Consider the following 22,922-nt stretch of genomic DNA (forward strand, 5'->3'; position numbering starts at 1 on the left):
AAGGTGAGACTAGCATAAATAATTGAGATACCAATTTATTATTGTAAGCCAAATCGGTTAATTTGCACAGGTCAATTTGAAAAAAAGGAAAATAAAAGATGAATTATTTAAAAATTGCTGTTGCCCCGGAGTTGATAAAGTACTTACCAGCTGGCTGGCCGCAAGTGGCTTTAAGTGCTAAACTGGATGCTGCCCAACTAGCGGCGGTTGTCTACGATGCTACTGATGAACGGCAAAAACAGGTAGTTGAACAGTTACGGCAAAACAGTGGGTTGGATTTTCCCACAGTGGAGTGCACTGCTACTGGAGACGTAAATCAGTTGCGCGCTCAGATCGCAACGGCTGCTGGTGATTACCAACAACGGGTAGTGCCGCCGTTTTTAATGGATTTAATAGAGTTTGCGCAGCGCCGTCCTTTAAGCTTTACCACCCCGGGACACCATAACGGCAAATATTATGCCAAACACCCAGCAGGCTACGTTTTTAATCAATTTTTTGGTGATAATCTGCTCAACGCGGATACCAGTGATACAGTAGCGTATTTAGGCGACACGATGACACACCAAGGAACACCGTTGACGGCTCAACAGCAGGCAGCGGCAGTTTACCATGCCGATAAAGTGTATTTTTGTACGAACGGGACGACTAGCGCCAATTCGATCTGTGCTAGTGCGTTGCTGACGGCGGGCGATCTGGTATTGTTTGACCGCAACAATCATAAGTCGCTTTATAATAGCGCGTTGCTGCTAAACGGGGCACTGCCAGTCTATGTGCCCACAGATAGGAATGCGTTGGGATTGATTGGGGGAATGGACCCGCACGCACTTGACGAAGACGTGTTGCGCGCACAGATCGCGCAAGTTGCACCGGATAAAGTGCAAGCCAAACGGCCGTTTAGATTGGCAGTAGTACAGTCTGAGACCTATGATGGTGTTTTTTACAATGCACGTTGGTTAGTGGATAAAATCGGGCATTTGTGTGATTATATCTTATTTGACTGTGCGTGGGGCGGCTACGAGCAATTTGTCCCGTTGTTAAACGACCTGTCGCCGCTTGCTGGTCAGTATGGTCCCGCTGATCCGGGGATCTTGGTGACTCAGTCGGTGCACAAACAGCAGGCAGGAATGGGGCAGACCTCTCAGATCTTGAAAAAAGACAGTCACTTAAAAGGTCAGGATCGTTACGTGGACCACAAGCATTTTAACCACGCCTACTTAAAATACGTGACGTCTAGTTATTCGTATCCGCTGTACGCGTCGTTGGTAACCAACACGGCATTAGCCCGAAGTTCGGGGGTCAAACAGTGGTGGCAAGAATTACTGGTGACAAGCATTGAGTGGCGTAAAAAGTTATTGCAACGTTCGCAATTATTTAAACCGCTGGTGCCAGCTACAGTTGCTGGCAAACCCTGGCAAGAAATCGCTACGGCCGAGTTGGCGACGCAGCCTAAATACTGGCAGTTAGTCGGCAATGATAACTGGCATGGTTTTACCAAAATGGCGCGCGGTCAGGCGTTACTAGATCCTTTTAAGTTAACTGTCACTACTCCGGGGATAGATATTGCACGACAAGAGTACACGTCAACGGGAATTCCCGGTGCGATCGTTGCTGAATATTTATTAGAGCATAATATCATCCGCGGAAAAGATGACTTGAATTCGTTGCTGTTTTTACTGACGCCGGGGGATACTGAAGCCGATTTGGAACAACTGTTGCAAGTCTTACTGGGCTTTGAAGCAGCCTATCGAGCGGATGCACCACTGGCTGAGGTTTTACCAACCATCTTTGCGCAGCACCAGAAGCGTTACCGTAATTATACGATCAAGCAACTTTGTCAGGAAATGCACGATTATTACCGGCAACACCGGACTTTTAGTCTGCAACAGCAGCTATTTAGTACGATACCGACTAGCGAGTTGATGCCCTTTGCAGCGGAACAGGAATTCAAACGCGGTCACAGCGAGTTGTGTGATTTGAATGACATCGTTGGGCGCGTGGCGCTGGAAGGCGCGCTGCCGTACCCGCCGGGGGTCTTCATCGTTTCGCCCGGGGAGCGTTGGACCAAAGAAGCGCAACGTTATTTTCAAGTTTTAGTCGGGGTGATGGAACGTTTTCCGGGATTTGTGCCGGAGATCCAAGGGGTATATTACCAGCAAGATCCTCAGGGACATTTTCACGTTAGCGCGGCTGTTTTGCCCGAATAACTGAAAACTAATATAATAAAAATGAAAATCAATGAAAAGGAATTTAACAAATGAATTGGACAGCAGAATTACCACAGGATTTGCAAACGAAAATCAAAGAAGTCGATGCTCAGATCGCACCGCGTCTTAAAGAAATCGACGAGCAAGTGTTATATAACGAACAACGAGTACTGCGCTTATTTGCCAAACACCACGTAGCCGAAGAGGACCTCAACGGCTCGACTGGCTACGGCTACACCGACACGGGGCGTGATAAGTTAGAAGAAATTTATGCTGACTATTTTCACGTTGACGATGCGATCGTGCGCCCACAACTTGTATCTGGCACTCATGCGATCACTACTGCGCTGTTTGCTCAGTTGTATTACGGAGACACGTTGTATTACATGACTGGTAAGCCATACGACACGATCCAAGAAGTGATCGGGATCGCGGGTGATCATCCGGGTACTATGCTCAAACATGGCATTAAATTTAAAACGACCCCGCTGTTGGATAACGGCGAAGTCGACTATGAGGGCGTTGAACGTGACCTAGCTGGTGACCCGACGATCAAGGTCGTGGCGATCCAGCGTTCGCTTGGTTACGCGACGCGTGCGAGTTTTACCCTCGAGAAGATCAAAAAAATGATCGCAGTCGCTAAAAAATTAGCGCCCCAGGCGATTATTTTTATCGATAACTGTTACGGCGAGTTTTCTGAAACTGAGGAAGCGACGTTTTTTGGTGCCGACTTGATGGCAGGATCGCTGTATAAAAATGCGGGTGCGGGGATCGCTAAATCCGGTGCGTACATTGTGGGGCGCCAAGATTTGATCGATAATGTTGGCGCGCGCTTGATCGTTCCGGGTGCGGGAAAACACGAGGGTGCGACTTACGCTTACCTGCGTGATTTTTATCAGGCATTTTTCATGGCTCCCCACGTGACCGGTGAAGCACAAAAAGGGGCGGTCTTTACGGCGGCATTGCTGGAAAAAATGGGCATGAAAGTAGCACCTAAATGGGATGACCCGCGTACGGATATCGTGCAGACGGTTACTTTTGGCAAGCCGGAGCCGATGACGAAGTTTTGTGCAGCTATTCAGCATTACTCGCCGTTGAATTCGTTTGTCGACCCGATCCCGTATCATCAAGACGGCTATGAAGACGAAATTATCATGGCATCGGGAAGTTTTGTCGAGGGCTCGACGGTTGAATTATCATCGGATGGTCCGCTGCGACCGCCATACTCGCTGTACATTCAGGGCGGATTGTCGTACGCGCACGTCAAGATCGCGGTCACGAACGCAGTAAGGGATACGTTTTATTAAACAAGTTGTGAGGCAAGCCGGTCAGCAGTCGTGGACTAAGTGGCACTGAACGGCAAATCCTGCATTTGGATTTGTTGTTCGGTGTCCTTAGGACCTAGACTGCTGGCTTGCCGAGCGCAATTAAACAAGCTGCAAAAGCTGGTGGTTAGCAGGTGAGCACTAATCTAGGCTGGTAATAAATCGGGTTAAGACTTGTTGCCAGACGTAGTTAGGCACAGACTGCTGCCAGCTGGAGCGTAATTAATCACCCATAAAAAATAAAAACTGGGATAAATTTGTCCTAGTTTTTTTATTTTGCCTACTAATTATGGCACGCCAACAACTCTCGTTGAGTTTACTTTAAATTAATGGCAACCGGTTGACATGTATCCGCATTCAAGTTATATTATTTAGTGCAAACGTTTTTGATTATTTTAAAGCAGAAAGAAGAATAGTAATGAGAGCACTTGATGAAAGCCGGTTGACTAAAGTCACTAACGACCGTTACCGGCTAAAATATCATGTTAGTACCCCTTTTGGCTGGATGAACGATCCTAACGGTTTTTCTTATTTTCAGGGCTACTTCCATGTCTTTTACCAGTATCACCCGTATTCGGCACAGTGGGGACCGATGCATTGGGGTCACTATCGTAGCCGAGATTTGATCCACTGGGAGCAACTTCCGGTAGCGTTAGTACCCGGCGATGACGAAGATAAGGACGGGTGTTTTTCCGGCAGCGCAGTCGTTAAGGACGGTCGCTTGTATTTGATGTACACGGGACACCATTATTACGAAGGGGAAAACGATCCTGATCATTTCTGGCAAACACAAAATATTGCTTACAGTGATGACGGCATTAATTTCACTAAGTACGCAGGAAATCCCGTGCTGAAATTGCCGCCCACAGATAACACGCAACATTTTCGTGACCCTAAGGTTTGGGAACGCGATGGTAAGTACTACGTGATCTTGGGAAGCCAAAACAAGCAAGGGGTCGGTCGGGTCATTACATACCGTTCAGATGACCTGTTGCACTGGGAGTATTTAGGACCGATCGCACATTCTACGGCAGCGGATAAAGAGGGCTATATGTGGGAATGCCCCGATTTCTTTAACTTAAATGGTAAAGATATTTTATTATGCTCGCCGCAAGGAATTGCACCCGCCGGGAAAAAATACCTCAACCTGCACCAAACGGGTTATTTTGTGGGGCAAATGGACTACGCCAACAATCAGTTCACGCACGGTGATTTTACCGAATTAGACTACGGTCATGATTTTTACGCGACCCAAACCTTGCTGGCACCGGACGGCCGACGTTTGGTATTCGGTTGGCTAGACATGTGGGAAACTGAAATGCCGGAACAAGAAGATGGTTGGGCCGGTGCACTGACAGTCCCGCGTGAACTAACTCTGAAAAACGACCACGTCTACATGACGCCAGCCGCTGAATTAACTGGTTTGCGAGGTGAGAAGGTAGTCGACCAAACGGTAACGACTACCAATCAGAAGATCGCAGTCCCGGATCCGCAACACTTGGAATTGGAGCTAACGGCTGACCTTAATGCTTGGAGCGGCAAGGAACTAACGTTTAGTATGACTGCTGCGGGACAAAAATTGGTTTCGCTGTCGTTTGCCAAAGAAACTGGCGAATTGGTAGCTGAGCGTCCGGATCGCAAAGGTGATGCCAAACGTTTTGGTCGGGTCACACCTAGTTCTACGCTAAAATTACGGCTTTTTATCGATACCAGTTCGGTAGAATTTTTCGTCAACGACGGCGAGACGGTCTTTTCGGAACGCTACTATACGACAGAGGTGCCGGAATTAGTATTAACGGCGGACCAAGCAGTGCAAATTAAAATGGTGGGCTACACTTTAGGGTAGTCCTAACTCGAGGAGTAAGTGATAATAATGGCTAAAGAAAAACAAAGTTCATTAAAAAATCCCTTTTACCTGCAAAATTCGGCAGTTATCTTGCTGTTTTTTACGGCGTGGGGAATTTGGTGGTCATTTTTCCAAATTTGGCTGACCAATAAATTGGGATTTTCCGGCGTTCAAGTCGGTAAGATCTATTCGTTTGATTCAGCGGTGACGATGATTTTAATGTTAGTTTACGGCACGTTGCAAGATAAGTTAGGGATCAAAAAGCACTTATTAGTTTTGTGCGCAGTGTTAGAAATTTTACTAGGGCCTTTCTTCCAGTGGGTTTACGCCCCGATGTTAAAGAGTAATTTTTACGTTGGTGCGCTGTTGGGTTCGATTTACTTGTCGGCTGCGTTTCTATCTGCATCTCCGACCTTCGAAGCTTTTATTGAACGGATGAGTCGGCGTTACAGTTTTGAATACGGGCAAGCCCGCGCGTGGGGGTCGTTTGGCTACGCGGTAGCGGCATTACTAGCCGGCTACTTGTTTACGATGAACCCGTACTTGATCTTTTGGGTCGCATCAGCTTTAGGGGTAATTTTGTTATTGGTATTATTATTGGTTAAACCTAAAGAAGAACAGATCGCTAAATTTGGTAACAGCGTCGAAGAAGACAAGGAGAAAACAACGCCTTCGATGAAGGATATCTTCAGCGTTTTCGGGATCGCAGATCTGTGGAAGATCGTCTTTTTCATCGTTTTGAGCTGGACGTTTTACACCTTGTTTGACCAGCAGATGTTCCCGCAGTTTTTCACGCAATTCTTCTCCACTGCGGCCGCTGGTAATCATGCTTACGGCATCCTAAATTCGATCGAAGTCTTCTTGGAATCGATCATGATGGGGTGTGCGCCGTGGGTCATGAAGAAGATCGGCGTGAGAAATACCCTGTTTGCCGGGATCATCATCATGGTCATCCGGATCGGCGGCTGTGGGTTAGTCACTAACCCAGTTGGCATTTCACTGGTCAAATTATTGCACGCTCCGGAAACAGCTTTCTTCACCTTGGCAATGTTTCGTTACTTCACGTTGCATTTTGACACCCGGATCTCGTCGACGATCTACATGGTCGGCTTCCAGATCGCGGCGCAAGTTGGACAGATCGTCTTTTCCACGCCACTGGGTGCGCTACGCGACAAGATCGGTTACAGCCATACTTTCTTAGCTATCGCAGGCATCGTAGTGATTGCGGGAATCTATGCGCTTTTCGTAGTGAAAAAAGACGACCAGCAAGTCGATGGCCAGCCTTTGGAATAATAAATAATAAAGCATAAAACGCGTGACTTCCTGTGAGGGAGGCCACGCGTTTTTAGTATTATGCGGTTGGTGTTTAAGCTTTGTAGCTCGGGTCTAAAATGATGATCGGTTTAACGGTCTTACCATTTTTGGAATCTGCGAAAGCTTGGTTGATATTGTCAATTGAATAAAATTTAGTTAACTTGTCGATCGGGAACTGGCCGTTTTCGTAGAATGAAACCAGCTTAGGAATGAAGTTTTGCGGAACGGCATCGCCTTCGATGACACCTTTGATGGTGCGTGAAGGAGTTACTAAGTCGTTCATTGGGTTGATCGTTAGGTCCTTAACGGAAACTGCGACGGTGGCTAATTCACCGGAAATGGCCAAAGAACGCAGCGCGTTGGTCAAGACTACCGGAACACCAGTGGTATCAAATGCGTAGTTGACGCCTTCGCCACCAGTAATTTCTTGAATCTGTTCGATCACATTTTCATTTTTCATGCTGTTGATCGTTTCGGTTGCCCCTAATGTTTTGGCTAATGCGAGACGTTCGTCGTTGATATCCACGGCGATAACGTGGGCACAGTTGGCGATCTTACCGGCCATAATCCCGGCTAAACCAACGGCTCCCGTACCAAAAACTGCCAAAGTTGAACCGGCTTCGGGATCTAATGAGTTTAAGACACTGCCACTACCAGTCATGAAACCACAGCCCAATGGTCCGAGGTAACGCAAGTCTGCACTGTCAGGAACTTTGACCAAATTATTAGCGTCGGTTACGGCGTAAGTAGCTAGCGAAGACTGACCAAAGAAGACGGAAACGTCACGGCCATCTTCTGTGTGCAAACGGTGGGTATGATCTTTCATTGCTCCGCCCATGTTCAATTCACTAAAGCGTAAGCAAGAACCCGGGTGTCCCGCTTTGCAGTACTTGCATTCGCCACAGGCTGCAAAACCGATCACAACGTGGTCGCCTTTTTGAAAGCCCTGAACGTCTGCTCCAACTTCTTCCACGATTCCGGAGCCTTCGTGTCCTAAAACTGCTGGTAGTTCCAATTCGATTGAGCCATCAATGACAGTTGCGTCGGTATGGCACACGCCAGAGGCCACCATTTTAACTAGGACCTCATTGCTTTTGGGTTGGTCGAGTTCAACGTCTGAGACTGTCAATTCTTGGTTGCGACCGTTTAGTACAGCTGCTTTGATTTTCATAAAAATCTCTCCTTAAGAAAATATTTTGTACGGTAAGCTTAGCACGGCTACTGTGTAGTGTGCTCTATGATGCTTGCAGGTCTTTGTACTAATGGTACTTGTTTTATTAGTTTGAATTTATTTGCTAATCAATAATATAATGTGCTAGTTATTGTTAAATTAACGGTTTACTAGGTTTAAACTGGCAGTTAGTTAGGTATTAGTCGTGAAATCAACTACATAGTCATTAGGAAATTAACTCGTTATTGTGGGGGAATTTAGCACAAGAACGCGGGGATAAATGTTAAACTAATATTAAGCCACGGAAATTTAATTTTTATCTAACGAAAGCGCAATCAAAAACATGCTATATGAATTTACAAAGTAATAGGTTACAATGTTACTATGAGTGATTTAAGGTAAGGTATAAAAGGACTTGACAAAGTAAGAAGGGCAATTATTATGGAACAGAACAGAACAGAACAGAACAGAACAGAACAGAACAGATAGGTAGTTTTTTTAATTCAATAGTTGAATATTTGCAGGTAGGCGTAGTTGGTGCAACTACGTCTATTTTTGGTGCAATGGGAAAGGAGAAGTAGTATGCAAAGCGGTGATTTAAAAAGAGAGGCAAAAAAATCTAAGGGGATAATTAATTATGAAAAAAATATTTAATTTTTTAATTGTGGTAGTTTTATGTTTTTTAGTTGTGAATGGTGTACATCATCATATTCAAAAAGTTAGAAATGGTTTTGCTGGTATTAACCAAGCAACTAAGGTGGATGAAATTAGTGATGCTTCGGGTGCTAATGACTTGTCTTTTGAATTTTTATATAAATCAAATAGTGACAGAGCAAATAGTCTGGCTAAAGATGGATTACCTAAATTGTTAAATAGCATGGGGCCTGAAGTGACTACAATTGATATAAATAACTTTGAAAATGGAAACACTGATTATGGTAAACATTGGTTAAAGGAACACAATGTAGATAATGTTCCGGCCCTACTTGTTTATAAAGGTAGTAGTTTAATTTATGTATATATTGGTACTAATATGCATAAATATAAAAAATTACTTGACGGTAAAAATCCAGTAGGGTCTGGGCGTAATGATATTGAATCAAATATTTGGTGGTATATGAACGATATTGATAATACTAGAGATTTTAGAATACTTGATGCAGATGAGGATGATTAAGTAAGAAAAATTTTTATTATTATTTTCGGCCGACTCAAGTAGTGCCGATGGAGACGTGATCAATAGTCCGGCTCAAGCGGTAGCATATGCTAAGCAACACTACGGTGATAATAATGGTGATTGGGACTGGGAATTTATGGATATGACTGAAAGTGGCGGTTATTTTGTTAAAGCAATTTCTAAAAGTTCACAGACTATGACTAAAACTGCTAAAAGTATCGTAGTTTATCCCGATGGGTCGATAGACGAAAGAAATTAATTTATTTTTTCTAAGGGAGGTGATTTCTCCTTACAATAAAGGTTAATGGTAACTATGCACGTATTAGTTTTAAATATACCTAATTTCAAACCAAGCACAGTAATCAAAAATAGATATCTGTTAAATTCAGTTGTGCAACTGCTTGTTTTGATTTTACGGTAAGTTTAGGACTAATACGTGTTTTTTGACGTGATCATAGTTAGAATAAATTGAACCTCCTAGACGTATTTATAAGTAAATAGTTCAATTCAGATGAAGTATTCGTGAATAGGGAATTATTCATGGGAAAAAATTTACCGTTACCTGCTTTACGGCAATACACCGGTGTTTTTGCTAGGCTTAAAGAAGGAACGCATATTACCTTTACTGAGAATGGTACTGACGTTGGTACATTGATTGATTCAAAAGAGTGGAAAAAATTTCAGTCAGAGATTCAGTTATTGACGGAATTAAATAATGCTAAATGCGCTATTGGTGAAGGAATTCCGTTGGAAGAATTTCGAGCAAAAAAGATTACCATGTTTGAGACAGATAGGGAGTTTTAAGCTAACAGTTGAATGCTTGAGTATGGGCGTAGTTAGTCAGACTACGTCTATTTTTGTCCCAAAATTGTTAATTTTGTCCCAAATAGTGTATAATTATATTTAAGAGGTGAGACCATGAAAAAATCAGATATTTTGAATCTAATTAAATATCATGTTGAGGACCAGGACTTATTGTTTCATAAACAGGCTATTGCTATTGCTCATGATTTTGATCATGATGGAGATGCGCAACTCGCACAATATATTTTAGGATTGTTGTCGCAAGCTGATCAATTTGTCCCTCAACAAAATATGCAAAATGAAAATTTAATTTCTATTGAAATTTCATCAGAACCATTACCATTGCCAACCACAATTATTAATGATCTTCAAGGAGTTATGAATGCAGTTAATCATAATATTGGAATTAATAAATTTTTGTTTGTGGGAGCACCAGGAACGGGTAAGACTGCAAGTGTTAAACAATTAGCTAAATTATTACAACGACAATTATTAATGGTTGATATCAGTAGTTTAGTTGATAGTAAATTAGGTCAAACTGCTAAAAACCTAACTCAGGTATTTAAGGAAATCAATTCTCTACCGTTAGTCAAAAATTATATTATTTTGTTCGATGAAATCGATGCGATTGCGTTAGACCGTATTAACCGTAATGATATTAGAGAAATGGGACGAGTCACTTCTACTTTTTTGAAGGAGTTGGATAATTTAAATTCAGAGGTAATGTTAGTTGCAACCACCAATTTATTCGCTGAATTGGATAAGGCTTTAGTACGGCGTTTCGATGCTACTATCGATTTTAATCGTTACTCTGACGAAGATAAGGTTCAAGTTGCAGTGGTACTTCTTAATGAGGTTTTAAAGCAATTCAAGAATGTCAATCATGACTTAAAACTATTTAAGAAAATTATTCGTAGTAGCCCTCAGATTCCCAATCCCGGTGATTTAAAAAATATTATTAGGACGGCAATTGCATTTAGTGACCCGAATGACCCGAATGACTATTTTAAGCGTTTATTAAAAAACATGCATAGTGGTAAAAATTTGACAGTAACGCAATTATCAAAATTGGGATTTACGATCCGAGAAATTGGAGTTTTAACAGGAAATTCTAAAAGTAGTGTTGCACGAGAGTTGAGGGGATAGAATTATGAATCATCTGCTAAGACTACGGGGGAATCACTTTACCCAAAAAAAGCGAAAATCAGGTGGTGGAGCGCCTAAGATTCCAACAGGCACGTTTATCACGTTAAATAAGTTAAATTCTTTATATACGGACTTAACTCAACTTCAAGATTTTTGGATTAATAATGACGTGATTGAAGGAGCGTTGGTTAGCGTTTATTATCGTCAAATCATTGCAAAAAGCAACCGAATTCAGGGATTCTTTAGTAATGGTGGGAAACAACCTAACGAATTAGTGGTTGGTGCTAAACTTAATCCTGAGCAAACCAAGCATATTATCACATACTATATTTCTCAAGATATGTTGAAACAAACACTGGAAGATTTAACGTTTGTTATTAAATTGTTTACGGCTAACTTTCCTACAGGAAGGTTAGCCGCTAAGGATTTTAATGATGTGACTTTTTCTACTATTGATTATAGTAACTGTAACTTATCTAAAAGTAAATTTAGAAAATATTTACGAGATTCTTATTACGTAGAGCATTTTGGAATTGAGCAAATTGATCAAGATGATTTGCCTACATCGATAGTTACTTTCTATGATGTTAATGAGCAGCTTACTGATCTATTGCAAAGAATCAAAATCAGTATTTTAAGCTCTAATATCTTAGATAATCATACTGCTTTGTTAGATAAAAACCAAATTGATTTATTGCTTGCTCAAGCACCATATTTAGTTGCTATGACTGTTGCTGATTTTTCTCAATTAGCTAGCGATTATCCAAAAGCTGTGACAAATTCGGTGAATACTAAAATTCCCGCCCCAACTAATGAGCCGGTAATTGGAGTGATTGATACTCTTTTTGAAGAGAACGTTTATTTTAGTGAATGGGTAGATTATCATGACTTGGTTTCCTCGCAGATCAGTAAGGAAACCGCTGATTATGAACACGGAACCGCTGTGACGTCGCTGATTGTTGATGCACCTAACCTGAATCCTAGACTAAATGATGGCTGTGGACGTTTTCGAGTCAAACACTTTGGTGTTGCGTTACATAGCGGTTTTAGTTCATTTACCATCATCAAGCAAATCAAACAAATTGTTGCTCAAAATACTGATATTAAAGTTTGGAATTTATCTCTGGGTTCCAATGCAGAGACTAGTAATAATTTTATTTCTGCTGAAGCCGCTGTGTTAGATGATATTCAGTTTCAGTATGATGTACTTTTTGTAATTGCAGGAACTAACGATAAAGATAAAACTTTGCAAAAAAAGATCGGTGCACCTGCTGATTCACTTAATTCAGTAGTTGTTAATGCTGTGGACGATAATGACCAGCCGGTTGACTATGCGCGCCGAGGTCTTGCACTTTCGTTTTTCATTAAACCTGATGTATCGTACTATGGTGGAACTGCTGATAATTTTATTAACGTATGCGAACCATTTGGATTAGCACAAGTTGCGGGAACTAGCTATGCAGCACCATTGATTGCTCGCAAATTAGCATATTTGATATATATCATGGGATTGAATAGAGAAGAAGCAAAAGCATTATTGTTGGATTCAGCTATTGGATGGAATGATAATAAATCTTTTAAAAAACGTGAACTGCTTGGATATGGGGTAGTACCAATCAGAATTACTGATATTCTCAATACTCCTAGCGATGAAATCAAATTTATCGTTTCTGACATATCGCAAGAATATGATTCCTATAACTATAATTTTCCAGTACCTATTGTTAAGGACAGATATCCTTATATTGCTAAAGCAACAATGTGCTATTTTCCTAAGTGTTCCCGTAATCAAGGTGTTGATTACACGGATACGGAATTTAACCTAAAGTTTGGGCGCTTAAATGGTCAGAAGGGTGATGCAATCGATTCTATCAATAATGATAAACAAAATATGGAAGGGGCTCCTAGCTATATTAGAGAAAAAACTGCTCGTAATATTTATGATAAATGGAATAATGTTAAGCATTTGGGTGAAAAGTGTTCTCAACATAAACAGGATAAAAAAATTAAAAATCCAACTAATCCACAGTGGGGGATGAGTGTTAAAACGGTGGAACGCTTAAATAAGCATGAAGGAAAAGGTATTCGTTTTGGAGTAGTGGTTACTTTAAAGGAGCTTCATGGTCAAAATTTGATTCAAGATTTTATTGATCAAGCTCAACTGCGTGGTTGGCTAGTCGATCAGTTACAGGTTGAACAACAATTGGCTTTGTATCAGAAGATGGATGAAGATATTGAGTTTGAGTGATGAGGTGAGGACTATTTTAGATAGAAGTAATAAAAATTATTTACGTAAAATAAAACTCTATAGTCAATTAAAAGACTTTATAGTGAACGTAGGATGGACACATAAAATACACATTACTAGAGCAGATGAATTAGTAAGTATGTCAAAATTTTTTAGATACTTGGTTATTTTTCTGTCAGGAATTACTTCATCAGGATTGATAGGCATTTTATTTAATAAAAATTTATATTGGTTGAAATTAATTACTGCTTTTGTTTCTTTTTTTGTTTTTATAGCAAATACTCTTAATAAAGGTAATAATAATGAAAATAAAGCTAAACAGGAAAAAATAGTTGCCAATAATTTCTGGAGACTAAGAGAGGACGCATTATCTTTATTGTATGAAGTTTTTTATGAAACCAGTGATATTAATCTTATTGAATCTAAATTTCAAGTACTTGAAAATAGAAGATATGAATATAATAGACAATTACCAAATGATATTCCTAAAAAAACAGTGGATAAAGCTTCAAAAAAAATTAAAAAACGTGATGATAATGTTTATGAAAACGACTATGCTAAATTTATACCTAAAGAATTATTGAATTTAAAAAGGAAGTAAAATATATGGGATTAAATAAAGAATTTAAAAATTTTTGTTTAACTTTATTTATAAGTGAAGATGAAAAAGAAAAATGGAATAAAAGAGTACGTAGAATAACAAGAAAATTAAATGAAAAATATTATCCTGCTACTAATGATATATATACTGATCATTTTTTAACTGTTGGAAGTGTAGGTAGAGGAACAGCTTTACGCAGCATAAGTGACTATGACTGTATATTTAAACTACCTAATAAGATTTTTGAGCAATTTGATAAGCATCAGGGAAATGGACAATCTGATTTATTGCAGGAAATAAAAAAAGAAGTACAAAAAACTTATTCGAAAACGGAGATAAAAGGGGATGGGCAGGTAGTAGTTATTTCATTTAAAGACGGTAATATTGAACTTGTACCAGCATGCAAGCAATCTGATGATTCTTTTAAATACCCAGATTCAAATAATGGTGGGTGTTGGAAATTCACTAAACCAATTCGAGAAATAGAAGAATCAAAAAAAAAGATGAAGGCTAATAGTAATTACGTACACCTAACTCATTTGATGAGGGTGTGGAAAAACAATATTGGTTTTAAGTTTAAAGGATTATTGATCGATACTTTTGTTAAAGAATTTATTGATGATCCATCAATAAATTTTAATGATAATGACTTTTATACGATGTTAAAAACATTTTGGAAATATTTATCAGAAAAGGATAAAAAAGTTAAATACTGGTATGCATTAGGTAGTAATCAGGAAATTACAAACGATGATTATGGTGTTTTTATAGGAAAAGCTAAACAAGCATTCAATGAAATCAAAGATTTAGATGAGAATTCTGATGAAATAATTGATATATTGAAGGAGTTTTTTGGAGAGAAATTTGCAAAACAAAAAAATGAAAATAAGAAATCCGAGTCGGAAGAATTTATTTTTGATAAATTTCAAAATGTTGATATTAGGTATAATCTTAAAATAAATTGTGATGTCACACAAAATGGCTTTAGAACATCTAAATTAAGTAATTTTATAAAAAATAATAGGTGGTTAAAAGCTAATAAAGAATTAAAATTTTATATTGAAAAAGATGATATACCTGAAAGTATAAAAAAAGATATTGTATGGTATTGGAAAGTTAGGAATGTAGGTCAAGAGGCGAAAAAGCGGCATTGTGAACGAGGGGAAATTATAAAGGATGCTGGTAAAAAAGAAAAATATGAACATACAAATTTTTCTGGTAGACATTATGTAGAATGTTATGCAGTTCTTAGCAATGATGCTGGCAAAGGTAAAACATACAAAACTGTTGTTGCTAAAGCAAAAATAACTGTTCCCATAGATACAATTCATGGAATCTAATGCTTTTATGTTTAGTTTTTTTCATCAATAAGCCTGGAATTTAGCAATGAGCTTCGGTTGCTCTCAATAGTCTTTTTATTTACCCCAATCTCCTAAATTGCCTACATTTAAGAAACATGTTTCTGCATATTTACCAATAATACTTGTTTTTTAGAAACAAAAAAGTATAATGTTTCTTGTAACCGCTATTAGAAAACGCTTGATACAGGAAGGGGCAAACAAATGACACACAAAAAGCAATTACGTGCAGATTTTTTATGGGGTGGAGCCGTCGCCGCGCATCAGTTAGAGGGGGGCTGGCAGGAAGGCAATAAAGGTGTCAGTGTCGCCGACGTGATGACCGCTGGTGCTAACGGAGTGCCACGCCAGATCACGGATGGAGTTCAGCCCGGTCTTTACTATCCCAATCACGAGGCGATCGATTTTTATCACCGGTATCGAGAAGACATTAAGTTATTTGCGGAAATGGGCTTCAAGTGTTTCCGCACGTCGATCGCTTGGACCCGGATCTTTCCTAACGGCGATGAAGAGCAGCCTAACGAAGCCGGACTAAAATTTTACGACGACTTGTTTGACGAGTGTTTGAAATATCAGATCGAGCCGGTGATCACCTTGTCTCACTTCGAAATGCCGTATCACTTGGTGACCAAATATGGTGGTTGGCGTAGTCGTAAGGTAGTTGACTTCTTTGTTCGTTTTGCCGAAGTGGTTTTTAAACGCTATCAAAATAAGGTCAAGTACTGGATGACGTTTAACGAGATCAACAATCAGACCGATTACCGCAATGATTTTTCCATGATGACTAACTCTGGGTTACGCCAACGCCCCGGAGAGAATATGGAAAAAACGATGTACCAAGCGGCTCATTATGAATTGGTCGCTAGTGCCAAGGCCGTAGAAATTGGTCACCGGATCAATCCTGATTTTCAAATTGGGGCGATGATCGCGATGGTGCCGTTATATCCGGCAAGTCCGAAGCCGGCCGATATTTTTAAAGCCCAGCGCGCTAACGAGACTCGCTATTGGTTCGCCGACGTTCAAGTCAACGGCCGTTACCCGCAATGGTTGGTGACTTACCAGGACAATCAGGGCTGGCAGTTGGATATTACAGCCGAAGATTTAAAAACTTTAGCGGCAGGAACCGTTGATTATCTTGGCTTTAGCTACTACATGTCGCGCACCGTGCAGGCCAAAGAAAATGAGCCGTTAAATTATCACTACGACGAAGACCAAGACGCAACGCCCAACCCGTACCTCAAAGAATCCGAATGGGGCTGGCAGATCGATCCCGAGGGTTTGCGGTACGCGATGAACTGGTTAGCCGAGCGTTACCATAAGCCGCAGTTTATCGTTGAAAATGGTTTCGGTGCGGTCGACCAAAAAGAAGCAGACGGCACCGTTCACGACCAATACCGGATCGATTATTTACGGGCACACATCGAGCAAATGAAATTAGCGGTCACCGAAGACGGCGTTGACCTGATGGGTTATACTCCGTGGGGGTGCATCGACTTGATTTCTGCGGGAACGGGGCAGATGTCCAAACGCTACGGCTTCATTTACGTTGATCAAGATGATCAGGGACACGGCAGTTTAGCTCGTTCCAAAAAAGATTCTTTTGCGTGGTACCAAAAGGTGATTGCTTCTAACGGAGAAGATTTAGATTAGGAGGTAAGAAAAATGGCTGATGGAAATTCCAAGGATAGCTTTTTAACGACCAAATTGATTCCATTTTTCCAAAAAATAGCGGCTTCTAGACACATGATTGCTTTGCGTGATGGGATGGCTGCGGCGATCCCGCTGATCATTATCGGTTCTATTTTTATGATCATTGGTAATTTTCCAATTCAAAGCTACCTAGATTTCATGACGAAGACTTTTGGGCCGAACTGGGCTAATATTGTGCAGTACATTACGAATGCTTCGTTTCATATCATGGGGCTGATCGCAGTTGCAGGGATCTCTTACAACTTAGCGCGCAGTTATAAAGTCGATTCTTTTTCGGCGATGATCGTGGCCATCGGCGCCTATTTCTTAACGATCCCGCTGAAAACGGATAAGGCGGGAAATCTCTGGGTCCCGTTAAAAGAATTAGATTCATCTGGCCTGTTTATTGCTATTTTAGTCGGGTTATTTATCACTGACTTATACGTTTGGATCGTACACAAAAACTGGACGATCAAAATGCCTGCCAGTGTGCCGCCGGCTATTAGCAATTCGTTTTCTTCACTGATCCCAGGGGCGATCTCGTTATTTGTAGTTTGGTTGATCCGGCTAGGAGTCGAAGCCACGCCGATGAAGAGCATCCCGAACGTGATCACATTTTTCTTGCAAGACCCGTTAAGTCATTTGAACAATACGTTGCCGGGGGCATTAGTCACCGAGGCGATGATCTGTATCTTGTGGATCTTCGGGATTCACGGCTCGAACACGGTTGCCGGCGTCTTACAGCCCGTTTGGTTGGCTGCGATGGCACAAAATGCGACCGCTTTGAAAATGGGACATCCGTTACCTAATATCGTTACCGAGCAATTTTTCGATAATTTTGTCCACATGGGAGGTTCGGGCGCTACTTTAGGCCTGGCTATTATGATCGCCTTTTTGTCCAAGAGTAAGGAGTATAAAACGTTAGGTGAATTAGTCATAGGGCCTGCCATCTTTAACGTTAACGAACCGATCATCTTTGGCCTGCCGATCGTGATGAATTACAAGATGGTGATTCCTTTTATCGCCGCTCCGTTGACTAACGTGACGGTCACTTACTTAACGATGAAATGGGGTTGGGTCGCTAAGACGATGGGCGTGATGGTGCCGTGGACTACGCCGCCGATCATGTCAGGCTATTTAGCTACCGGACACATTTCCGGTGCGGTCTTACAAATCGTTAATATTGCGTTAGATACCTTGATTTATTACTTCTTTTTCAAGAGTATGGATGGACAAAAACTGAAAGCAGAAATAGCCGCACAATCGGCCGAATAATCATGGTAAAATATTCCTTGAGCATTGCCACGCAAGTTGCGGGAAAAATAGCCGCGCTAACTTAGCGGTCTGCTTAATACGACTAATTTTGCGAGAAGAGTTGAGTAAGCTAGTGGAACAATTGACACCAACACAGCAAAAAATTTACCAGTACATTCAAGTTCATAAAGAACAGGTCAAGGATTTTAGTTTACGGCAACTGGCGGGAAAACTAAACGTGGCCCCTGCTTCAGTCTTACGAACGATCAACCGTTTGGGTTACCAGCATTATTATGAATTTTGCCACCAACTGCAACAAGAAGTGGCAGACCACGGGCGCGTTGATGATATTACCTACCAGGTGCGTAACTATTTTTCTAATATTGAAGATTACGACCAAAAAATTGCCCGTTTTTTAGACTTGATCGGTCCGGATACGATTTTTGTGTTTTTAGGTGTGGGAACTTCTAGCTACTTGGCTGGTTACGGAGCCCGCCAGTTTGTCAATAACGGACGCGAAGCCTTTGTGATCGCCGACCCGTTTTACCCGATCCAATTAGAACATAATTCGTTAAAAAATCATATTTTGATCGTACTGTCCGTGAGTGGCGAAACCGAGCAAACTTTGGAGCAGGCGATGAGTTTTCAGGACCAAAAGGCTACTTTAGTCAGCATTACTAACAATGAACATAATTCGCTGGCGCAGTTAGCTGATTTAAATTTTTCTTACCGCATCGACGAACGGATCATCGGCGAGTCGATCAACTTAACTAGCCAAGTACCGGTTGTTTATTTGCTGGAACGATTGGCACAGGCGGTCAGGCGTAGTAATGGTTAGGTTTTGTAGATTTATTATTAGTAAATGATAAAGGCTACAAGTTAACAAATGGTGATTTTTTTGTTAACCGCTGTAACTTTTTTTATTAACGATTTAATGTTTGGCTATGTCAACCGATAGTTATATATGAAAGACAAAATTGAAGTAAAGATGGTGTTGAGATGGTTAAAAAATTAGAAGATGTTGCTAAAGCCGCTGGGGTTTCCAAGACGACTGTATCCCGGGTGATCAACCGGCGCGGTTATTTGAGTCAAAAGACGATCGATAAGGTGGAACAGGCGATCCGCGACCTGAATTATCATCCTAACGCGATCGCGCGCCAGCTTTTTACCAATAAGACGGGGCTGATCGGGATTTTGATGCCCACGGTCGGTAACCCATTTTTTGGTGAGCTGACTTATTATCTGGAAACCAAGTTATTTGACCGTGGATTCAAAGTGTTAGTCGGCAACGCGATGAATGACGTAGACAAAGAGCGCCAGTACTTACAGCAATTGTTAGAACACCAAGTCGACGGCTTGATCGTCGGGACGCACAATCAAGGGATCCCTGAATATCAAGACATGCAACTACCGGTGGTGGCAATCGAACGGGAGGTCAGTGAGTCCGTGCCGATCATCGAATCCGATAATTACCGCGGTGGGGTATTAGCGACGCAGGCTTTGATCGACAGTGGGGCGACGCACATCATTCACACCAACGGTCCGAAAAATTTGGAAACACCTGACCAGTATCGCCGGATCGGTTACGAAGACGTAATGCAACAAAATGGATTGGAGCCGTTGGTTTACACGCTAGATTTTAACATTACGGCGCAGGCTAAACGCGATGTTTTCTTGCGGATCTTTAGGGAGCATCCAGAAGTCGACGGTATTTTTGCGGCGAATGACATGGATGCGGCTTTGATCATGAACATTGCCGCTGAGCTGAATTACCCGATCCCCGAAAAATTAAAACTGGTGGGTTATGACGGTACCGCAACGCTACAAGAGATATTGCCGCAGTTGGCGACGGTCGTGCAACCGATCGAAAAGATGGCCGAGCAGGCTGTTGAGACCCTCTTACAACGAATCGACGACAAGCCGGTCGATTCAGTTTATCGTTTTCCAATCGAATTTAAGGCGGGAAAAACGATCTGAGGGTTTTTGTTAAGGCTGGGTAAAATACTTCTTGACAGGGTCAGCTAAATGCATTAGAATCATTACAAGTTTAAATGATATTTTGCTGAGAACAGATGAGTAGTTGCTGGCTGACGTAACAGAGAGTCGCGGTAAGCTGAGAAGCGATAGTTAAGTAGTAATGAAGAATGGTCTGGGATGCAAACTGAGGACGAGCAAAAGTGAGTCCTTGGCGGGTGCGCTCGTTAACGCGTAAGGGTATAGCTAGTAGAGTGTACCTGAGGGTGTTGGTTTCTAGGGCCAGCGCTAAAGTTGGGTGGTACCACGTGAATAAGTCAATGACACGTCCCTTAAAGGCAATTAATTTGTCTTTAAGGGACGTTTTTTAGTTGCAGCAATTTTAATTGAGGAGAATGTACAATGACAACACAATTACATTATGATATTGTTGGCAGTTTTTTACGGCCACAAGCATTAAAACAGGCAAGAACAGACTTAGCGGCAGGTAAAATCGACCGCGAACAATTAACCGCAATCGAAAACCAAGAGATCAAGGATCTGGTAGCTAAAGAAATCGCGGCCGGGCTACGAGTGGTGACCGACGGTGAATTTCGCCGTAGTTACTGGCATTTAGATACTTTTTGGGGCTTTGCGGGGATCAAACATACTAAGCCCGATCATGGTTATTTGTTTCACGACGAAGAAACACGGGCGGATTCCGCCCAGATTACGGGGAAAATTGCTTTTGCCCCGCAACATCCTGACGTTTTGGCCTATCGCTTTTTAGCTGATTTGGTAAAGGATCGACCGGACGTGACGGCACGGCAAAGCATTCCGGCACCGGCTCAGTTTTACGCTGAATTAGCCCGTGGAGAGGAAAATGAAGCCGCACTGAAGCAGTTTTATCCCGATCAGGATGAATTAGTCGCAGATATCGGTCAAGCTTACCACGACTTGCTCATGGCCTTATATGACGAAGGCTGTCGCGACGTGAAATTTGACGATTGTACTTGGGGCATGGTGATCGATGATGATTTTTGGCGGGAAATGACTAACGGGGCCTTTAACCGTGAGCAGTTGCAGGATTTATATTTACGCTTAAACAACGCGGCGTTAACTGATCTGCCCGCAGACTTGCGCGTCAGCACCCACATTTGTCGCGGTAATTACCATTCGACTTGGGCCGCTAAGGGAGGTTACGCGCCGGTCGCAAAGCATTTATTTGCCCGTGAAAATGTAGCTGCTTTTTATTTAGAGTTTGATGACGAGCGTTCAGGAGATTTTGCACCGCTAGCAGAAGTCCCGGCGGGTAAGCAAGTTGTACTAGGATTGGTCACCAGCAAAAAACCGGAATTAGAAGACCCACAGGTGTTAAAGAAGCGGGTAGCACAAGCGGCGCAGTACGTAGATCTGGAAAACTTGGAGTTGAGTACCCAGTGCGGGTTTGCGTCGACGGAAGAAGGAAATAAGTTAACGGAACAACAGCAGTGGGATAAAATCAAACTGGTGGTCAAAACGGCAAAGGAAATTTGGAAATAACAAGCTGCGGAAGCTGGCGGTTAGCAGGCGAGTACTAACCTAGGCTGGCAATAAGTCGGGTTAAGACTTGTTGTTAGCCGTAGTTAGGCACAACCTGCTGCCAGCTGGAGCGCAATTAGACAAGCTGCAGTTATAGTTAGCAAAAAAGGAAACGAAGACAAAGTGTTTTATGTCCCCGTTTCCTTTTTATTTGGCGTTATTTTCTAATAATTTCAGATGCTGTTGGTGTAATTGTTCAACTTGCTGCTTAGTTAGGTTGCCTAATTCGCATAAACGCTGTTCGATTTCCTCGAAAATAAAAACTCGGTCCGCTAAACTGTCGATGAAATCGTACTTATCGCCGTCGATGATCAGCAACGGGGAAGAATCGTATTCTTTCATCCACACGTCGTAACAGTCCAGTAAACGGTGATAGTAACCGACCAAAGAAGGATCCTTTTCGACCAACTCATATTCCCGTCCCCGTTTTTCGATCCGGCGCAACATCGTTTCGTAAGAAACTTTGATGGTGATCATCAAGTCGGGTGATTTTTTATGCGCGGCATAGGGGAGCTCTTCCATCATATTGTTGAGCAGACTTTTGTAGATGTCGTATTCAACTTGCGTGGCGTTACCCATTTGCGTGTTGATCTTCATGAAGATCTCGTCTTCATAGATCGAACGGTCTAAGATATTGTTGTCTTCGCGCATCGCTTCTTTGATCATGGCAAAACGCCGGTTTAAAAAGAAGGTCTGTAATAAATAAGCGTAGGGATTGGTAGCATCTTTGTCGCCATTTGCACGTTTTTGGGCGGCAATTTCGTTGCCCTTATAAAAAATTGGCAGTACAGGGTTGTCTTTCACGGGTTCGTAATAGGCTTTGGTGTGGAGTTCTTGGGCCAAGATTTCGGTCAAGCTAGATTTGCCCGAACCAATAATACCAGATAATGTAATCAAAATGATTGAAGCATCCTTTCCTTGAGTTAAAAAAGACATTTGCTTTTACCAGCATACACGTAATATTTTAAAAAATAAAGACTTGACAACTGAGCAAGGGCGAATATTTGAATGAAAGCGGCGGAGCGGTAGTAAAAGTCGAGAAAAAATAAAAGAGGAGCACGATCAGTCTATTACTTACGAAAAATTAAAATGGAGCTGGAACAAAACGAATTTTTTGTCCCAGCTCCATCTATTATTGATGTATTGATATCAGTGCCGCTTTTCGCAGCTTATCTTAATTGCGCTCCAGCTGGCAGCAGGTTGTGCCTAACTACATCTGGCAACAAATCTTAACCCGACTTATTGTCAGCC

The 22,922-nt window shown here is 41.7% G+C and carries 18 protein-coding genes; 16 read left to right on the top strand and 2 right to left on the bottom strand.

Annotated elements, in window-relative coordinates; genetic code table 11:
* The first annotated feature begins 98 nt into the window (after positions 1-98).
* The 4 genes from ACSYSK_RS01340 to ACSYSK_RS01355 all read left to right on the top strand — a co-directional run bounded on the left by ACSYSK_RS01340 (position 99) and on the right by ACSYSK_RS01355 (position 6,668).
* Entirely contained in the window at positions 99-2,204 is a 2,106-nt protein-coding gene (locus tag ACSYSK_RS01340) for a putative ornithine decarboxylase (RefSeq protein ID WP_491715174.1), read from the top strand.
* A 50-nt stretch (positions 2,205-2,254) separates the two neighbouring features.
* Positions 2,255-3,511: a methionine gamma-lyase family protein gene (locus ACSYSK_RS01345; protein ID WP_491715175.1), complete on the top strand. Its 1,257-nt coding sequence runs from the start codon at positions 2,255-2,257 to the stop codon at positions 3,509-3,511.
* A gap of 436 nt (positions 3,512-3,947) precedes the next feature.
* Complete coding sequence (locus ACSYSK_RS01350) at positions 3,948-5,375, top strand: glycoside hydrolase family 32 protein (protein ID WP_491715176.1); 1,428 nt, start codon at positions 3,948-3,950, stop codon at positions 5,373-5,375.
* Positions 5,376-5,402: 27 nt separating this feature from the next.
* Entirely contained in the window at positions 5,403-6,668 is a 1,266-nt protein-coding gene (locus ACSYSK_RS01355; protein ID WP_491715177.1) for an MFS transporter, read from the top strand.
* A 73-nt stretch (positions 6,669-6,741) separates the two neighbouring features.
* Here the strand turns inward: ACSYSK_RS01355 and ACSYSK_RS01360 are convergent, their stop codons facing one another.
* Positions 6,742-7,860, bottom strand: coding sequence for an NAD(P)-dependent alcohol dehydrogenase (locus ACSYSK_RS01360; protein ID WP_491715178.1), 1,119 nt, complete (start codon positions 7,858-7,860; stop codon positions 6,742-6,744).
* A gap of 637 nt (positions 7,861-8,497) precedes the next feature.
* Between ACSYSK_RS01360 and ACSYSK_RS01365 the strand changes: the two genes are divergently transcribed.
* The 12 genes from ACSYSK_RS01365 to ACSYSK_RS01420 all read left to right on the top strand — a co-directional run bounded on the left by ACSYSK_RS01365 (position 8,498) and on the right by ACSYSK_RS01420 (position 21,632).
* The gene (locus ACSYSK_RS01365) at positions 8,498-9,037 is read left to right on the top strand and encodes a hypothetical protein (protein ID WP_491715179.1); all 540 of its coding nucleotides are present in this window, start codon (positions 8,498-8,500) and stop codon (positions 9,035-9,037) included.
* A gap of 55 nt (positions 9,038-9,092) precedes the next feature.
* Positions 9,093-9,296, top strand: coding sequence for a hypothetical protein (locus tag ACSYSK_RS01370; RefSeq protein ID WP_491715180.1), 204 nt, complete (start codon positions 9,093-9,095; stop codon positions 9,294-9,296).
* Positions 9,297-9,577: 281 nt separating this feature from the next.
* Positions 9,578-9,841, top strand: a complete 264-nt coding sequence (locus tag ACSYSK_RS01375) for a type II toxin-antitoxin system Phd/YefM family antitoxin (protein ID WP_491715181.1) — start codon at positions 9,578-9,580, stop codon at positions 9,839-9,841.
* A 114-nt stretch (positions 9,842-9,955) separates the two neighbouring features.
* Positions 9,956-10,987 carry an ATP-binding protein gene (locus tag ACSYSK_RS01380; RefSeq protein WP_491715182.1) on the top strand — a complete coding sequence of 344 codons (1,032 nt, stop codon included), beginning with the start codon at positions 9,956-9,958 and terminating at the stop codon, positions 10,985-10,987.
* 4 nt (positions 10,988-10,991) lie between these two features.
* Complete coding sequence (locus ACSYSK_RS01385; protein WP_491715183.1) at positions 10,992-13,235, top strand: S8 family peptidase; 2,244 nt, start codon at positions 10,992-10,994, stop codon at positions 13,233-13,235.
* Positions 13,222-13,836, top strand: coding sequence for an SLATT domain-containing protein (locus ACSYSK_RS01390; protein WP_491715184.1), 615 nt, complete (start codon positions 13,222-13,224; stop codon positions 13,834-13,836). Before ACSYSK_RS01385 ends, ACSYSK_RS01390 begins: the two co-directional genes overlap by 14 nt.
* A gap of 5 nt (positions 13,837-13,841) precedes the next feature.
* Positions 13,842-15,176 carry an SMODS domain-containing nucleotidyltransferase gene (locus ACSYSK_RS01395; protein ID WP_491715185.1) on the top strand — a complete coding sequence of 445 codons (1,335 nt, stop codon included), beginning with the start codon at positions 13,842-13,844 and terminating at the stop codon, positions 15,174-15,176.
* 222 nt (positions 15,177-15,398) lie between these two features.
* Complete coding sequence (locus tag ACSYSK_RS01400) at positions 15,399-16,844, top strand: 6-phospho-beta-glucosidase (protein ID WP_491715186.1); 1,446 nt, start codon at positions 15,399-15,401, stop codon at positions 16,842-16,844.
* 12 nt (positions 16,845-16,856) lie between these two features.
* On the top strand, positions 16,857-18,158 hold the full coding sequence (gene celB / locus ACSYSK_RS01405) for a PTS cellobiose transporter subunit IIC (protein WP_491715187.1): 1,302 nt from the start codon (positions 16,857-16,859) through the stop codon (positions 18,156-18,158).
* 112 nt (positions 18,159-18,270) lie between these two features.
* Positions 18,271-18,975, top strand: coding sequence for a MurR/RpiR family transcriptional regulator (locus ACSYSK_RS01410; RefSeq protein WP_491715188.1), 705 nt, complete (start codon positions 18,271-18,273; stop codon positions 18,973-18,975).
* 161 nt (positions 18,976-19,136) lie between these two features.
* A complete protein-coding gene (locus tag ACSYSK_RS01415; protein WP_491715189.1) occupies positions 19,137-20,114 on the top strand; it encodes a LacI family DNA-binding transcriptional regulator in 978 nt (325 codons plus the stop codon).
* 399 nt (positions 20,115-20,513) lie between these two features.
* Positions 20,514-21,632 carry a 5-methyltetrahydropteroyltriglutamate--homocysteine S-methyltransferase gene (locus ACSYSK_RS01420; protein ID WP_491715190.1) on the top strand — a complete coding sequence of 373 codons (1,119 nt, stop codon included), beginning with the start codon at positions 20,514-20,516 and terminating at the stop codon, positions 21,630-21,632.
* Positions 21,633-21,818: 186 nt separating this feature from the next.
* On the opposite strand, the gene ACSYSK_RS01425 is transcribed toward ACSYSK_RS01420, so the two are convergent.
* Entirely contained in the window at positions 21,819-22,568 is a 750-nt protein-coding gene (locus ACSYSK_RS01425) for a deoxynucleoside kinase (RefSeq protein WP_491715832.1), read from the bottom strand.
* Positions 22,569-22,922 lie beyond the last annotated feature (354 nt).

Source organism: Ligilactobacillus sp. ESL1201, assembly GCF_058503265.1.

What these genes read in the sequence shown, in the direction of transcription:
- ACSYSK_RS01340 (WP_491715174.1), top strand. Translation starts at nt 99, where the DNA reads ATGAATTATTTAAAAATTGCTGTTGCCCCGGAGTTGATAAAGTACTTA.
- ACSYSK_RS01345 (WP_491715175.1), top strand. Translation starts at nt 2,255, where the DNA reads ATGAATTGGACAGCAGAATTACCACAGGATTTGCAAACGAAAATCAAA.
- ACSYSK_RS01350 (WP_491715176.1), top strand. Translation starts at nt 3,948, where the DNA reads ATGAGAGCACTTGATGAAAGCCGGTTGACTAAAGTCACTAACGACCGT.
- ACSYSK_RS01355 (WP_491715177.1), top strand. Translation starts at nt 5,403, where the DNA reads ATGGCTAAAGAAAAACAAAGTTCATTAAAAAATCCCTTTTACCTGCAA.
- ACSYSK_RS01360 (WP_491715178.1), bottom strand. Translation starts at nt 7,860, where the DNA reads ATGAAAATCAAAGCAGCTGTACTAAACGGTCGCAACCAAGAATTGACA.
- ACSYSK_RS01365 (WP_491715179.1), top strand. Translation starts at nt 8,498, where the DNA reads ATGAAAAAAATATTTAATTTTTTAATTGTGGTAGTTTTATGTTTTTTA.
- ACSYSK_RS01375 (WP_491715181.1), top strand. Translation starts at nt 9,578, where the DNA reads ATGGGAAAAAATTTACCGTTACCTGCTTTACGGCAATACACCGGTGTT.
- ACSYSK_RS01380 (WP_491715182.1), top strand. Translation starts at nt 9,956, where the DNA reads ATGAAAAAATCAGATATTTTGAATCTAATTAAATATCATGTTGAGGAC.
- ACSYSK_RS01385 (WP_491715183.1), top strand. Translation starts at nt 10,992, where the DNA reads ATGAATCATCTGCTAAGACTACGGGGGAATCACTTTACCCAAAAAAAG.
- ACSYSK_RS01395 (WP_491715185.1), top strand. Translation starts at nt 13,842, where the DNA reads ATGGGATTAAATAAAGAATTTAAAAATTTTTGTTTAACTTTATTTATA.
- ACSYSK_RS01400 (WP_491715186.1), top strand. Translation starts at nt 15,399, where the DNA reads ATGACACACAAAAAGCAATTACGTGCAGATTTTTTATGGGGTGGAGCC.
- celB (WP_491715187.1), top strand. Translation starts at nt 16,857, where the DNA reads ATGGCTGATGGAAATTCCAAGGATAGCTTTTTAACGACCAAATTGATT.
- ACSYSK_RS01415 (WP_491715189.1), top strand. Translation starts at nt 19,137, where the DNA reads ATGGTTAAAAAATTAGAAGATGTTGCTAAAGCCGCTGGGGTTTCCAAG.
- ACSYSK_RS01420 (WP_491715190.1), top strand. Translation starts at nt 20,514, where the DNA reads ATGACAACACAATTACATTATGATATTGTTGGCAGTTTTTTACGGCCA.